The following is a 12976-nucleotide window of genomic DNA, read 5'->3' as shown; positions in this document are numbered from 1 at the left end:
GCGGATTGACGGACTTGCGGCTGCGCCACACTTCCCTGCGCCACACGTCCCTCCCAACCCATGCCAGACGTCGCCCGTCACGCCTATCTGCCCGATCGCCCGCGCCAGCCGCACGAGTGGTGGCGTGCGACCTTGCCGACCGTGCCTGTCACGCCGGACTGGGAAAAGACGATCGCATTGCTGACGCGCGTGGACGAAGGCATCAGCCTGGCCGTGCTGCGCGGCCGCCCCGACGCCGACCTCACGCTCCCGTCTCCGGGCACCCAGGTCTTCGGCATCCAGGTGTTGCTGGCCGGCATGCCGCGCTTCGAACTGGATCGCGGCGCGGTCTGCATGCCGCGCGCGGGGTCGCTGGTGTTGTCGCAATACTCCGACAGTCTGGGCAGCCAGGTCAGCCTGCCGGCCCGCCACGACGTGCACATCGTGGATGTGCGACTGTCGGCCGACGCGCTGCGCCGGCTCACAACCTTCCCGATCGCCGAACGGATGGTGGCGCGCTTTGCGTCCGACGCATCATCGGAAGAGTCCCCCGGGCGGGTCGTGTCCTGCGGCGCGAGTCACGCCGTGCTGCAACTGGCGCAGTCACTGTCATCGACACCGCTTGCCGACCCGCATGCACTGGCCTTGTAGCGCCGCGCCCGCGCGCACGAATTGCTCGCGCACGTGATCGACGTGTTGGCGACGCCCGATGCCGTGACGCCGCATGCCGTCACGCCCGCTGCGTCCACGCCGCTCACGGCACTGGAAAACGAACGCCTGCTGCGCGCCTTTGCCTTGCTTGAAGAGCGCTTTGCCGAAGCGTGGCCCGCCGCGCGGCTCGCCAAGGCCGTAGGCCTGCCCGAAAAAAAGCTGCAGTCAGGATTCCGCGTCCGCGCCGGCACGTCGGTGCACGCGCACCTTCGCACGCTGCGGTTGCATCACGCCGCGCAGCGCCTGGCCAGCGGCGCCAGCGTGACCGACGTGGCGTTCGATGTCGGCTATGACAACCTCAGCCACTTCGGCAAGGCGTTTCGCGCGCAATTTGGCGTGCTGCCCAGCGACTATCGAAACCTGCGCGGCGCACCGAATCACGCCCCGCCAGCCACGCAAGCCCGATAACAAAAAACCCCGCCACGCGTTGCCGCGGGCGGGGTTTTGATCCAGCTACTGCCTGAACGATCAGTTCTTGGTCTGGTCGACCATCTTGTTCTTGCTGATCCAAGGCATCATGGCGCGCAGCTTGCCGCCCACTTCCTCGATCTGGTGCTCGGCGGTCAGACGACGGCGCGAGATCAGGGTCGGGGCGCCAGCCTGGTTTTCCACCAGGAAGCTCTTGGCGTATTCGCCGGTCTGGATGTCCTTCAGGACCTGCTTCATGGCCTGCTTGGTCTCGTCGGTCACGATGCGCGGGCCCGTGACGTACTCGCCGTATTCGGCGTTGTTCGAGATCGAGTAGTTCATGTTGGCGATGCCGCCTTCATAGATCAGGTCGACGATTAGCTTCAGTTCGTGCAGGCATTCGAAGTACGCCATTTCAGGGGCGTAGCCGGCTTCCACCAGCGTTTCGAAACCGGCCTTGATCAGTTCGACCGTACCGCCGCACAGCACGGCCTGTTCGCCGAACAGATCGGTTTCGGTCTCTTCACGGAAGTTGGTTTCGATGATGCCGGCACGGCCGCCGCCGTTGGCCATGGCGTACGACAGCGCGACGTCGCGAGCCGAACCCGACTTGTCCTGGTACACGGCGACCAGATGGGGCACGCCGCCACCCTGGGTGTACGTGGCACGCACGGTGTGGCCCGGGGCCTTCGGCGCGATCATGATCACGTCGATGTCTTCACGCGGAACGACCGCGCCATAGTGCACGTTGAAGCCGTGCGCGAAAGCCAGCACGCCGCCCTTCTTCAGGTTCGGCGCCACGTTTTCCTTGTAGACCTTGGCGATGTTTTCGTCAGGCAGCAGGATCATGACCACGTCCGCGCCCTTCACGGCGTCGTTGACTTCGGCAACCTTCAGGCCGGCGTTCTTGGCCTTGTCCCACGACGGACCGTCCTTGCGGACGCCGACCGTCACGTTGACGCCCGACTCGTTCAGGTTCTGGGCATGGGCGTGGCCTTGCGAACCGTAGCCGATGATCGCAACGTTCTTGCCCTTGATGAGGGACAGGTCGCAGTCTTTGTCGTAGAAAACTTTCATGGGTAGCTCCGAATCTTATCTATGTAGGCAATGTTCAAATCTTGAGTACGCGCTCGCCGCGGCCAATGCCGCAACTGCCCGTACGCACGGTTTCCAGAATGGCGGTGCGATCCAGCGCTTCGATGAAGGCATCGAGCTTGGTTTTATCGCCGGTCAGTTCGACCGTATAGCTCTTGTCCGAGACGTCGACGATGTGGCCGCGGAAAATGTCGGCCATCCGCTTCATCTCTTCGCGCTCCTTGCCGACCGCACGCACCTTGATCAGCATGAGCTCGCGCTCGATGTGCGGGGCTTCGGTCAGGTCGACCACCTTGACCACTTCCACCAGGCGATTCAGGTGCTTGGTGATCTGCTCGATCACGTCATCGGAGCCCGACGTGACGATGGTCATCCGCGACAGCGTGGCGTCTTCGGTCGGCGCGACGGTCAGGGTTTCGATGTTGTAGCCGCGGGCAGAAAACAGTCCCACCACGCGCGACAGCGCGCCGGCTTCGTTCTCGAGAAGCACAGATATGGCGTGTCTCATGCGTGCTCCTTAGAGATCTTCCGAACCGAGCAACATCTCGGTCAGGCCTTTGCCCGCCTTCACCATCGGCCAGACGTTTTCGGTCTGGTCGGTAATGAAGTCCATGAACACCAGGCGGTCCTTCAATTTGAAGGATTCGCGCAGCGCGCCTTCGACGTCGCCCGGCTTCTCGATCCGCATGCCGACGTGGCCATAGGCCTCGACCAGCTTCACGAAATCGGGCAGCGAGTCCATGTAGGACTCGGCATAGCGGCCGCCGTAATCGATCTGCTGCCACTGCCGGACCATGCCCAGGTAGCGGTTGTTCAGGCAGAGCACCTTGGGGGACAGGTGGTACTGCTTGCAGGTCGACAGCTCCTGGATGTTCATCTGGATCGAGCCTTCGCCCGTGATCACCGCGACATCGGCGCCCGGGTTGGCCATCTGCACGCCCATGGCGTACGGCAGGCCCACGCCCATGGTGCCCAGGCCACCGGAATTGACCCAGCGGCGCGGCTTGTTGAAGCGGTAGTACTGCGCGGCCCACATCTGGTGCTGGCCCACGTCGGACGTCACAAAGGCTTCGCCGCCCGTGATTTCACACAGCTTTTCAACCACGTATTGCGGCTTGATCAGCGTGTCGGACGTGGCGTACTTCAGGCAGTCCTTGCCGCGCCACGCATCCACCTGCTTCCACCACGGCTTGATCCGCTCGGGATCGGGCCGGTTTTCGCGGATGGCGTTTTCGTACTGGGTGATCAGGTCGTGCAGCACGTCTTTCACGTCGCCCACGATCGGCACGTCGACCTTCACCCGCTTCGAGATCGACGACGGGTCGATGTCGATGTGGATGATCTTGCGTGCGTTCTGCGCAAAGTGCTTGGGATTGCCGATCACACGGTCATCGAAGCGCGCGCCCACCGCCAGCAGCACGTCGCAGTGCTGCATGGCCATGTTGGCTTCGTAGGTGCCGTGCATGCCCAGCCAGCCCACATAACGCGGGTCGGTCGCAGGCAGTCCGCCCAGACCCATCAGCGTCAACGTCGTGGGGGCATCGACCATCTGCACCAGCTTGGTCAGTTCTTCGTTGGCATCCGACAGGATCACGCCGCCGCCCGCATAGATCATGGGGCGTTCGGCCTGCAGCAGCAGTTGCACGGCTTTCTTGATCTGTCCCTGGTGGCCCTTGACGACGGGCGAGTAGGAACGCATCTTGATTTCGCCGGGCGGCTGGTATTTGCAGCGCGCGACCGTGATGTCTTTCGGGATGTCGACCAGCACCGGACCCGGACGGCCCGTGCGCGCGATGTAGAACGCCTTGTGCATCACATCGGCCAGGTCTTTCACGTCCTTGACCAGGAAGTTGTGTTTCACGCAAGGACGCGTGATGCCGACCGTGTCGGCTTCCTGGAAGGCATCCTGGCCGATCGCGGTCGTCGGCACCTGGCCGGAGATCACGACCATCGGGATCGAGTCCATATAGGCGGTCGCGATCCCGGTCACGGCGTTGGTCACGCCCGGACCGCTGGTGACCAGCGCGACACCTACCTTGTTGGACGAGCGCGAATACGCATCCGCCGCGTGAACGGCCGCTTGCTCGTGCCGCACGAGGATGTGCTTGAATTTGTCTTGATTGAAGATCGCGTCGTAGATGTACAGCACCGAGCCACCGGGGTAGCCGAACACATGTTCGACACCTTCGTCAGCAAGGGCGCGCACGACGATCTCTGCGCCACTGAGTTCCATTGGATTTTCGTCCATTCAAAGTCCGCGCGTTCATCCCGGGTGGTGCTGCCTATGAATCCATAGAGCAGGAAAACCTGACTTGCACCGGTATCGGCAACATGCGGCGACGCTTTGCGGTTCACGGAACCGTTCCGCTCGGGCACCCTGACGACCTCGGTACGCGTTCACCGGAACGTGCACTGAAGGTTGAAACGGAAGGCCAAGACCGGACTGATCCCGCTGTTGACGGGCCAGGCACTGCGCTTGTGGCGCGGACTTGGGCTAGATTGTTGTCGTGTCACGGTGCACCAAGGTATGGCGCGGCCCGTAAAGACGGTTACCCATCCACATTTGTATCGTTTTTGGGTAGCCCGCAAGGCTAGCGCGTTGCTGCAGCGCGGTCAAGTCACGGCGGGGCTGTCAAGGGCCTTGTACAAGGGTTCCTGTGGTTTCGTGCGCACGCGGGTCTCGGGTATCGTACGGCCCATGTCTGATGCCCCCCGTTCCAAAGTTATCGACGCCCGGTCAGCCGCCATGGGTGATTCCGCCTCCGCCACGTCTCCGGCCACCCGCCAGGCCGCCTACGCTGCTGCCCCCACGCCTGGCAAATGGACCCGCTTCGCCTGCATGATGTACGAAGCCATCCTGCTGTTTGGCGTGGTGTTCGTGGCCGACTACCTGTTCGATACGTTGACCCAGAGCAAGCACGCGCTGGCCTTGCGCCACGAGCGCCAGGCCTGGCTGTTCGTGGCGATCGGCGCCTACTTCATCCTGTGCTGGCGCATGGGCGGCCAGACCCTGCCCATGAAAACGTGGGACATCCGGCTGGTGGACGGCAATGGCGGCCGCATCCCCATGTGGAAGGCCATCGTGCGGTACGTGTTGTCGTGGCCGATCACCTTCACGGGGATCGGGTATGTCTGGGCCTGCTTCGACAAAGACCGCCAGTTCCTGCATGACCGGCTGGTCGGGACACGGTTGATCGTCAGCAAGGCGGTCAAGCGGCCCCGCAAGAAGTAGCAGATCCGGGCCGGCACCCGACTGCTGCCCTGCCGACGGCGCCTTCCCGGGGCGCCGTTTTTGTTTGCGCCGTGGCGGCGAGCACCGGTGGTCAACTGGCGCTGCACCGCCGCTGCACCGCCAGATTCGGCCGTTGCATGTTGTAAAAACGCCGAATCCGCACGACGTTCAGCCAACCGTAAGTAAGCGCGTACTAGCCTTCGTTACGAATAAGAATCGTTCTTTGTATCGTTGCGAATGCGCGCGATCGCCTTTGGCTGAACCGCCCTTCCCGACCTTGCATCAGCACGACTCGTCTGCACGCCCGTGCACCACAGCAAACAGGAGAAGTACGGTGAATCACCCGGATACGGCCCGGCCGAAGTCCCTGGCAGCCCCCTTGGCTGTCCCATTGGCAGCCGCCTTGGGCGGCGTGCTTGCCGTCAGCGGCGCAGCCCACGCCCAGACCACCCCGGAAGCGTCCCGCCAGCCGGCGCAGTTGACGCCGATCGCCGTCGAAGGCCAGGCCGACGCGCCCTACAAGGTCGAACAATCGTCCAACAGCAAGTTCACCGCTCCCCTGGTCGATACGCCCAAGTCCGTCACCATCATCCCGCAGGAACTGATCAACAGCACCGCGTCGAGCACGCTGGTCGAGGCGCTGCGCACCACCCCCGGCATCACCTTCGGCGCCGGTGAAGGCGGCAATCCGCTGGGCGATCGCCCCTTCATCCGCGGCTACGACGCCCAGGCCAGCACCTTCATCGATGGCCTGCGCGACATCGGCGCAACGTCGCGCGAAGTGTTCAACCTGGAACAGATCGAAGTCACCAAGGGCCCGGATGGCGCCTATGGCGGCCGAGGCGGCGCGGGCGGCAGCCTGAACCTGATCAGCAAGACAGCCAAGGCCGAAAACTTCGTGTCGGGCAGCCTGGGGCTGGGCACCGACAACTACAAACGCGGAACCGTGGACGGCAACTGGCGCCTGGGCGACAACGCCGCCTTCCGCCTGAACGCCCTGGTGCACGATGCCGATGTGCCCGGCCGCGATGCCGTGGACGTGTCACGCTGGGGCATTGCACCCACCCTGACCCTGGGGCTGAACTCGCCGACCCGCGTCATCCTGAGCTACTACCACATGCAGACGGACGACCTGCCCGATTCGGGCATCCCGTTCCGTTACGGCACTGCCGCCAGCATTCCGGCCGGCGTGACCGAGATCAGCCCGGTCAGCGTCAACCGCCACAACTTCTATGGTCTGGCGAACAGCGACTTTCGCAAGACGCGGTCCGACATTGCCACCGCCCGCATCGAACACGACTTCGACAACGGCCTGCACATCCGCAACACCACGCGCTACACCGACGCCACGCAGCGTTATGTGTACACCCAGCCTGACGACAGCCAGGGCAACGTGAACCGTGGCCTGGTCTGGCGCCGTGCCAACACCCGCAACAGCGACACCGACAGCATCGCCAACCAGACCGAAATCTACGGCAAGAAGGAACTGTTCGGCTTTGAACACAGCTTCACCACCGGCGTGGAATTTTCGCGCGAAGAAAGCCACGTCGGCAGCTACATCATCAACACCCGCGGGTCGGGCAGCGGCGCGACCAACGCCTGCGCCGTGGGCTCGGGCGCGGTGTCGGGCTACAACTGCGCAAGCCTCTACAACCCGAACCCGAATGATCCCTGGACCGGCACCATCAATCCGGGCGACAAGACCACCACGGCGCGTGTGACGTCCGCCTCCATTTACGGCTTCGACACGATCAAGTGGTCGGACCAGTGGTTGACCAACATCGGCCTGCGCGTCGACGACTACCGCACCCGCTACAACAACACCGCGGGTACGACGCCCCAAGGCACCAATGCCCGCCGGGACGACACGCTGTTCAACTACCAGTTGGGACTGATCTACAAGCCTGCGCCCAATGGCAGCGTGTATGCCTCGTACGCAACTTCGTCCACGCCAGTCGGGTCGAACCTGACCGAAGGCGCCGGCGACAACGGCATCACCCCGGGCCGTGGCAACGTCGGTCTGAACGCGGCCGACCTGGCGCCGGAAAAGAACAAGTCGCTGGAATTCGGCACGAAGTGGAACCTGCTGAACAACAACCTGGCGGTCAACGCCGCGGTGTTCCGCATCGAAACCACCAACGCCCGCGTGACCAATCCCGACAATACCTATTCCATGAGCGGCGGCCGGTCCATCAACGGCTTTGAACTGGGCGCCTCGGGCAACATCACCAACAAGTGGCAAGTGTTCGGCGGCTACACCTTCCTGAAAAGCAAGATCACCGACAACGGTCCGGTCCTGGCCAACCAGGGCGCGGTCGGCCAGGAATTCCCGAACACGCCCGAGCACAGCTTCAGCCTGTGGTCGACGTATAACGTCCTTCCGGATCTGTCGGTCGGCGGTGGTGCGTTCTACACCGGCAAACAGTACGGTTCCGCTGCCGCCGTGCGCCGCTACATTCCGGGCGCCCTGCGTTTCGATGCCGTCGCCACGTACCGCATCAACCGCAACCTGACCGCGCAGCTAAACGTGCTGAACCTGACCAACAAGTTCTACTACACGTCCACCTACAGCACGCACTACGCGTCGGTAGGCAATGGCCGCGCCGCCATCGCCAGCCTGAATTTCAGGTATTGATGGGAGGGGGCGGCGCCGGGGATCGGCGCCGCCCTTGGTTATGGCGCTCAGAGGGCGCGCTCCGCCGCCGTGTCACCGCAAGAAATCCTGACGTGGTTTATCCTGTACCGGCTACGAGCCGGTTTTTTTCCGCCAGGTTTTTTCGCCAGGTTCTTTTCCGCCGGATGCTTTTGCTCCGGATCTTTTCCGCAAATACCTTCCGCCTCTTTCAGCCAGACACTGCATGCCCCCGGTCACTCCCAAAGACATCAACGCCGTCACCCCCGAAGAACTGGCCCAGATCCTGGCCGGCCCGCCCGAACGCGCTGCCGCCTGGCTCCATGCCGCGGCAGAAGGCGGTATCACCCAGGCCCAGCTCGTGTACGGCCAGATGCTGCTGGACGGCCGCGGTGTGGACCGTGACCCCGAACAAGCCGTCTTCTGGTTCAAACGCGCCGCCCGCAAAGACGACCCCATGGCCATGAATCTGCTGGGCCAGTGCTACCAGCACGGCCGGGGCGTCGCGCCCAATGACGTCATGGCCGCCTACTGGCACCGCCTTGCCGCCCAGGCCGGCCTGGACTGGGGCATGTACAACTACGCCACCGCACTGGCATTAGGCGCGGGTGTGGACGCCGACCGCAAGGAAGCCTTTGCCTGGCTCAGCAAAGCCGCCGCACTGGGCCACGCCAAATCGATCAACATCGTCGGCGGTTTTTATGAAGACGGCTGGGAAGTCGACGTCGACCTGGACACCGCGCTGGACCACTACCTGCGCGCAGCCGAAGGCGGCGACTTTCGCGGGCAATTCAACGCCGCGCGTCTGCTGGCCGACCGCGGCCGCATGGACGACGCCATCCGCTGGCTGCGCCGCGTGCCCGACACCGCCACCCTCGCCTTCAAGGAAAAGACCCGCGACTTCCTGCAGCAATCGCCGCATCCGGAATTCCAGGCGCTGAGCGGCTGGTTCGAGTCGCGCATGCTGCGCGCCGCAAGCGCGGTCAGTGCTGGCAGCGCAGGCAGTCCAAGCAACGCGGGCGACGCTAGCGCCATGGGCGTCGACAGCGGTAACGCCAGCAAGACGGGCAGCGCAGGCTCTTCGGCGAAGATTGCTGGCAGCACGGACGACGCAGGCTTTGCTGCCGATAACGCTCGCCCCGTCGGATCTTCGTCCAACAACATCGGGACTGCGCCCTCTGGCGCTTCCGACGCCTGACGCCCGTCAGAGTTCACAACCATGCTGCTGCATCTACCGCAGGTACTCACTTCCGAGCAAGTCGCCACCTTTCGGCAGGCCATCGACGCCGCCGAATGGATAGACGGCAACGCCACGTCCGGCGTCCAATCCGCGCAGGCCAAACGCAATGAACAGCTGCCCGAAGGGTCGCCCGTCGCCCGCCAGGTCGGTGACGCGATCCTGGACGCCTTGGGCGCCAACCCGCTCTTCATCGCCGCCGCCCTGCCGCTCAAAGTCTTCCCGCCGCTGTTCAACCGCTACGCCGGCGGCCACGAATTCCGCAACCACATCGACAACGGCGTGCGCACCCTGCGCGGCAGCAACTTCCGCATCCGCAGCGACCTGTCGGCCACGCTATTCCTGTCCTCCCCCGAGGACTACGACGGCGGCGAACTGTCCATCGAAGACACCTTCGGCACCGAACGCGTCAAACTCGCAGCCGGCGACATGGTGCTCTATCCCGCGAGCAGCCTGCACCACGTCACCCCCGTTACGCGCGGCGTGCGCGTCAGCTCATTCTTTTGGATCCAGAGCATGATCCGGTCCGACGCCGACCGCAGCACCCTCTTCCAGCTCGACCAGACCATCCAGCAACTCGCAACCGAAAAAAGCCAGAGCGACCCCGCCGTGATTCAGCTCACCGGCATCTATCACAACCTACTGCGGCGATGGGCGGAACTGTGACGAACGGGTCCTGTGTCCTGCATCCCCTGAATCTGCTGCATTCCCTGCATCGCGCCGTGGCTGGCGAACACAGGCCGGGATTCGACTTTCTTGAAAGCTTCGGAATGGCTACAGCGACTGCCCCGCGTCCGCTGTGCACCGCGGTGCCAGCATGACCAAAGCCACCTGCCAACGTCTGATTTTCACCCTGGTGCCAGCATGACCATGGCCACCGGCCTGCGCTTCTTCCTGGTTGGCGTGCTCATTCTCGGCGCATTGGTCACCACGGCATTGATGCAAGGCCTGGGCCTATCGCTGCTGGCAGCCGTGATCGTCAGCATACTGATCGCCATCGTCATTCATGCGGCCATCGTTGGTGCCGGCTTTCTGCTGGCCTGGCGTCTCAGCCATCGTCCCGGCAGCGCCGCGCCCCGTGGCTTCCTGCGCGCCTGGCCCGGCGAAGTCGCGATCTCGTTGCGCAACATGTATGTGGACATACCGTGGCGTGGCGGCTGGCGCGCAGTCGCCCCGGCCCAGCCGCGCGGCGCCATCCTTCTGGTGCACGGCTACGGGTGCAACCGCGGCGTGTGGCGGGGCTTTTTCGGGTGGCTGGGTGCGCTCGGCTGGACGGTCGACGCCATCGACCTGTCGCCTCCCCAGGCCAGCATCGACGACTTCGGCAAGCAGGTGCTGGCCGGCGCGCGCAGCCTGTGCCAACGTGCTTCGGTCGATCGCGTCGTCATCATCGCGCACAGCATGGGCGGCCTGGCCGCGCGGTCGGCGTTGCGTCACGATCCGCAGGCGCCCATCCAGCATGTGATCACCATCGCCACGCCGCACCTTGGCACCTACCACGCCCGCATGGGGCGCGGCATCTGTGCAACAGAAATGGTCCCCGATGGCATCTGGCTGACGCAGTTGAACGCCGCGCTGCCCGTCCACGATCCGTCGATGTTCACCTGTGTCGCTTCGCGTCACGACAACATCGTGTCGCCCGTTGCGCAGGGGCTGCTACCAGGCGCCGAGTCCTTTGTATGCGAACGCGTGGGACACATGCGCCTGATGTTCAACCCCGCCGCCCGCCGCTACATTGCAGCGCGTCTGGATGCCATCCAGGAAGCCTGAGCCGGCACTGTCACGGTACTGACATCCCCTGGTCACAATGCGGTCACTGCATCGTGGTCCCATGCTAGTCATGGATAGGGGGACTGTCAGGTGACACATTCGATGCCGACCCACTGGCGCGCGATTTGGATTTCGGATCTGCATCTGGGCACGGCCGGCTGCAACGCCGCGCACCTGCTCGACTTCCTCAAACACAATGACGCAGACACCATCTACCTGGTCGGCGACATCATCGACGGCTGGCAGCTACGCAAGAACTGGGTCTGGCCCCGCGCGCACAATGACGTGGTGCAAAAGATCCTGCGCAAAGCCCGCAAAGGCTCCCGTGTCGTCTTCATTCCTGGCAACCATGACGAATTTGCGCGTCAGTTCATCGGCTACGCGTTTGGCGACATCGAAGTCCAGGCCGACGCCGTTCACGTCACTGCCGACGGCCGACGGCTCTGGGTCACGCACGGCGACCAGTTCGACGGCGTCATCCAGCACAGCAAGTGGCTCGCGCACCTGGGCGACACGCTGTACACCTTCACGCTCTGGTTGAATCTGCACTTCAACCGCGTGCGGCGCCGCATGGGGCTCCACTACTGGTCGCTATCGCAGTACCTCAAGCACCGCGTCAAGAACGCCGTCTCGTTCATTACCGATTTTGAAGAGGTGCTGGTGAGTGAAGCGCGGCGGCAAGGCTACGACGGCGTGGTCTGCGGCCATATCCATAAAGCCGAGATGCGCGAGATCGACGGCCTGCTGTACTGCAATGATGGGGACTGGGTAGAGAGCCTGTCAGCCCTGGTCGAAGACCAGGATGGCAAGCTGCAGCTGTTGTTCTGGACCGATGCCTTGCAGCACGAAGTTGCGCCAACAAAAAGCCGCCGGCGACGGGCCGTGGAACTGCCTGCCCTGCCGTCCGCTGTCCATCCACGTTGCATGGAGAGGGACGATGATGACGATGCAGAGCATATGGACCCGTCGCACCCTGCCAGCCCCACCCGACCCGCTCACCTTGCACGGCGAGTTCGGGAAACTGCGGACGCCTGACTTAGCGGCGACGGCCGGCCACGATCACCACGGCACCCAACACGATCGATGCGATGGCGGCCCAGGCAGGAATGCCCACCGTCTTGCGGGTGTTGGCAGTCGCCTCGATGGGTCCCACCTTGAGCAGGGTCTCTTCCGACGTATACGAGAAGCTCTTGTAGCCGAAAGCCGCCACACCCAACACGATCAACAACACGCCGACGATCAACGAAGCTTTCATGGGATTCCCATCAAGGTAAGGCACCGCCCGATGGCGATCGCACTGGGAGGCATCATAGACGCGTTCCGCCTGAACCCATCTTCCAATAATGCATCTTCCAATAACGCATCCCACAATAATGCGTTCCCCAAAAGCAAAACCCCCCGCAGCGTTCGCTACGAGGGGTTCTGGGTATAACTAGCCTGACAATGACCTACTTTCACAGACGTCCGTCCACTATCATCGGCGCAAAAGCGTTTCACTGTCCTGTTCGAGATGGGAAGGAGTGGTACCACTTTGCTATGGTCGTCAGGCATTAACTTGTTGGCTCGCTGGCAAGCAGTCACGATGCGGTCGCACGGTGATGCTCGGGCCAGGTCGCCCAATTTGGAAAGAAGCACAACAGATTCGAGTGTTTGGGTGCACGACGCGCTGGCGTCGTGACTTGTGATTGCGTGCACTGAACACTACAACCGCCAGGGTTATAGGATCAAGCCGCACGGGCAATTAGTATCAGTTAGCTTAACGCATTACTGCGCTTCCACACCTGACCTATCAACGTCCTGGTCTCGAACGGCCCTTTAGGGGGGTCAAGCCCCCGGGAAATCTTATCTTTAGACGAGTTTCCCGCTTAGATGCCTTCAGCGGTTATCTCTTCCGTACATAGCTACCCGGCAA

Annotated in this window: 11 protein-coding genes, 2 rRNA genes and 1 pseudogene; 8 read left to right on the top strand and 6 right to left on the bottom strand. The window is 63.2% G+C overall.

Annotation, left to right across the window (positions count from 1 at the left end):
* Positions 1–60 precede the first annotated feature (60 nt).
* Positions 61–630 carry a hypothetical protein gene (locus tag HD883_RS00070; RefSeq protein ID WP_179588416.1) on the top strand — a complete coding sequence of 190 codons (570 nt, stop codon included), beginning with the start codon at positions 61–63 and terminating at the stop codon, positions 628–630.
* 33 nt (positions 631–663) lie between these two features.
* Positions 664–1098, top strand: a complete 435-nt coding sequence (locus HD883_RS00065) for a helix-turn-helix domain-containing protein (RefSeq protein WP_179588417.1) — start codon at positions 664–666, stop codon at positions 1096–1098.
* A gap of 60 nt (positions 1099–1158) precedes the next feature.
* Here the strand turns inward: HD883_RS00065 and ilvC are convergent, their stop codons facing one another.
* From ilvC to HD883_RS00050, 3 genes are read right to left on the bottom strand one after another with little or no spacing between them, the layout of a single operon-like run.
* A complete protein-coding gene (gene ilvC, locus HD883_RS00060) occupies positions 1159–2175 on the bottom strand; it encodes a ketol-acid reductoisomerase (RefSeq protein ID WP_179588418.1) in 1017 nt (338 codons plus the stop codon).
* 34 nt (positions 2176–2209) lie between these two features.
* Positions 2210–2701 (bottom strand): acetolactate synthase small subunit, encoded by a 492-nt coding sequence (ilvN, locus tag HD883_RS00055; RefSeq protein WP_179588419.1) that lies wholly within the window; start codon positions 2699–2701, stop codon positions 2210–2212.
* A gap of 9 nt (positions 2702–2710) precedes the next feature.
* Positions 2711–4426 (bottom strand): acetolactate synthase 3 catalytic subunit, encoded by a 1716-nt coding sequence (locus HD883_RS00050; RefSeq protein ID WP_179588819.1) that lies wholly within the window; start codon positions 4424–4426, stop codon positions 2711–2713.
* 513 nt (positions 4427–4939) lie between these two features.
* On the opposite strand from HD883_RS00050, the gene HD883_RS00045 reads away from it, so the two are divergent.
* The 6 genes and pseudogenes from HD883_RS00045 (at position 4940) to HD883_RS00020 (ending at position 12099) form a co-directional block, all read left to right on the top strand.
* A complete protein-coding gene (locus HD883_RS00045; protein ID WP_179588420.1) occupies positions 4940–5425 on the top strand; it encodes an RDD family protein in 486 nt (161 codons plus the stop codon).
* A 379-nt stretch (positions 5426–5804) separates the two neighbouring features.
* The gene (locus HD883_RS00040) at positions 5805–8060 is read left to right on the top strand and encodes a TonB-dependent receptor (protein WP_257021922.1); all 2256 of its coding nucleotides are present in this window, start codon (positions 5805–5807) and stop codon (positions 8058–8060) included.
* Positions 8061–8283: 223 nt separating this feature from the next.
* Positions 8284–9000: pseudogene (locus HD883_RS00035) on the top strand (tetratricopeptide repeat protein); the annotation flags it as partial.
* Positions 9001–9276: 276 nt separating this feature from the next.
* Positions 9277–9960, top strand: coding sequence for a Fe2+-dependent dioxygenase (locus tag HD883_RS00030; RefSeq protein WP_179588422.1), 684 nt, complete (start codon positions 9277–9279; stop codon positions 9958–9960).
* A 198-nt stretch (positions 9961–10158) separates the two neighbouring features.
* Entirely contained in the window at positions 10159–11064 is a 906-nt protein-coding gene (locus tag HD883_RS00025; protein ID WP_179588423.1) for an esterase/lipase family protein, read from the top strand.
* 102 nt (positions 11065–11166) lie between these two features.
* Entirely contained in the window at positions 11167–12099 is a 933-nt protein-coding gene (locus tag HD883_RS00020) for a UDP-2,3-diacylglucosamine diphosphatase (RefSeq protein ID WP_179588424.1), read from the top strand.
* A 1-nt stretch (position 12100) separates the two neighbouring features.
* Here HD883_RS00020 and HD883_RS00015 read toward each other — a convergent pair whose 3' ends face one another.
* The 3 genes from HD883_RS00015 to HD883_RS00005 all read right to left on the bottom strand — a co-directional run.
* Positions 12101–12319, bottom strand: a complete 219-nt coding sequence (locus HD883_RS00015; protein ID WP_179588425.1) for a hypothetical protein — start codon at positions 12317–12319, stop codon at positions 12101–12103.
* Positions 12320–12499: 180 nt separating this feature from the next.
* Positions 12500–12612 (bottom strand): 5S ribosomal RNA (gene rrf / locus HD883_RS00010).
* Between the two features lie 172 nt (positions 12613–12784).
* Positions 12785–12976 (bottom strand): 23S ribosomal RNA (locus HD883_RS00005); the annotation flags it as partial.

Source organism: Pigmentiphaga litoralis (genome assembly GCF_013408655.1).
Lineage (GTDB): Bacteria > Pseudomonadota > Gammaproteobacteria > Burkholderiales > Burkholderiaceae_B > Pigmentiphaga > Pigmentiphaga litoralis_A.
This window is presented reverse-complemented; position numbering and strand designations above follow the sequence as displayed.

What these genes read in the sequence shown, in the direction of transcription:
- HD883_RS00070 (WP_179588416.1), top strand. Translation starts at nt 61, where the DNA reads ATGCCAGACGTCGCCCGTCACGCCTATCTGCCCGATCGCCCGCGCCAG.
- HD883_RS00015 (WP_179588425.1), bottom strand. Translation starts at nt 12,319, where the DNA reads ATGAAAGCTTCGTTGATCGTCGGCGTGTTGTTGATCGTGTTGGGTGTG.
- HD883_RS00020 (WP_179588424.1), top strand. Translation starts at nt 11,167, where the DNA reads ATGCCGACCCACTGGCGCGCGATTTGGATTTCGGATCTGCATCTGGGC.
- ilvC (WP_179588418.1), bottom strand. Translation starts at nt 2,175, where the DNA reads ATGAAAGTTTTCTACGACAAAGACTGCGACCTGTCCCTCATCAAGGGC.
- HD883_RS00025 (WP_179588423.1), top strand. Translation starts at nt 10,159, where the DNA reads ATGACCATGGCCACCGGCCTGCGCTTCTTCCTGGTTGGCGTGCTCATT.
- HD883_RS00030 (WP_179588422.1), top strand. Translation starts at nt 9,277, where the DNA reads ATGCTGCTGCATCTACCGCAGGTACTCACTTCCGAGCAAGTCGCCACC.
- HD883_RS00050 (WP_179588819.1), bottom strand. Translation starts at nt 4,426, where the DNA reads ATGGAACTCAGTGGCGCAGAGATCGTCGTGCGCGCCCTTGCTGACGAA.
- HD883_RS00045 (WP_179588420.1), top strand. Translation starts at nt 4,940, where the DNA reads ATGGGTGATTCCGCCTCCGCCACGTCTCCGGCCACCCGCCAGGCCGCC.
- ilvN (WP_179588419.1), bottom strand. Translation starts at nt 2,701, where the DNA reads ATGAGACACGCCATATCTGTGCTTCTCGAGAACGAAGCCGGCGCGCTG.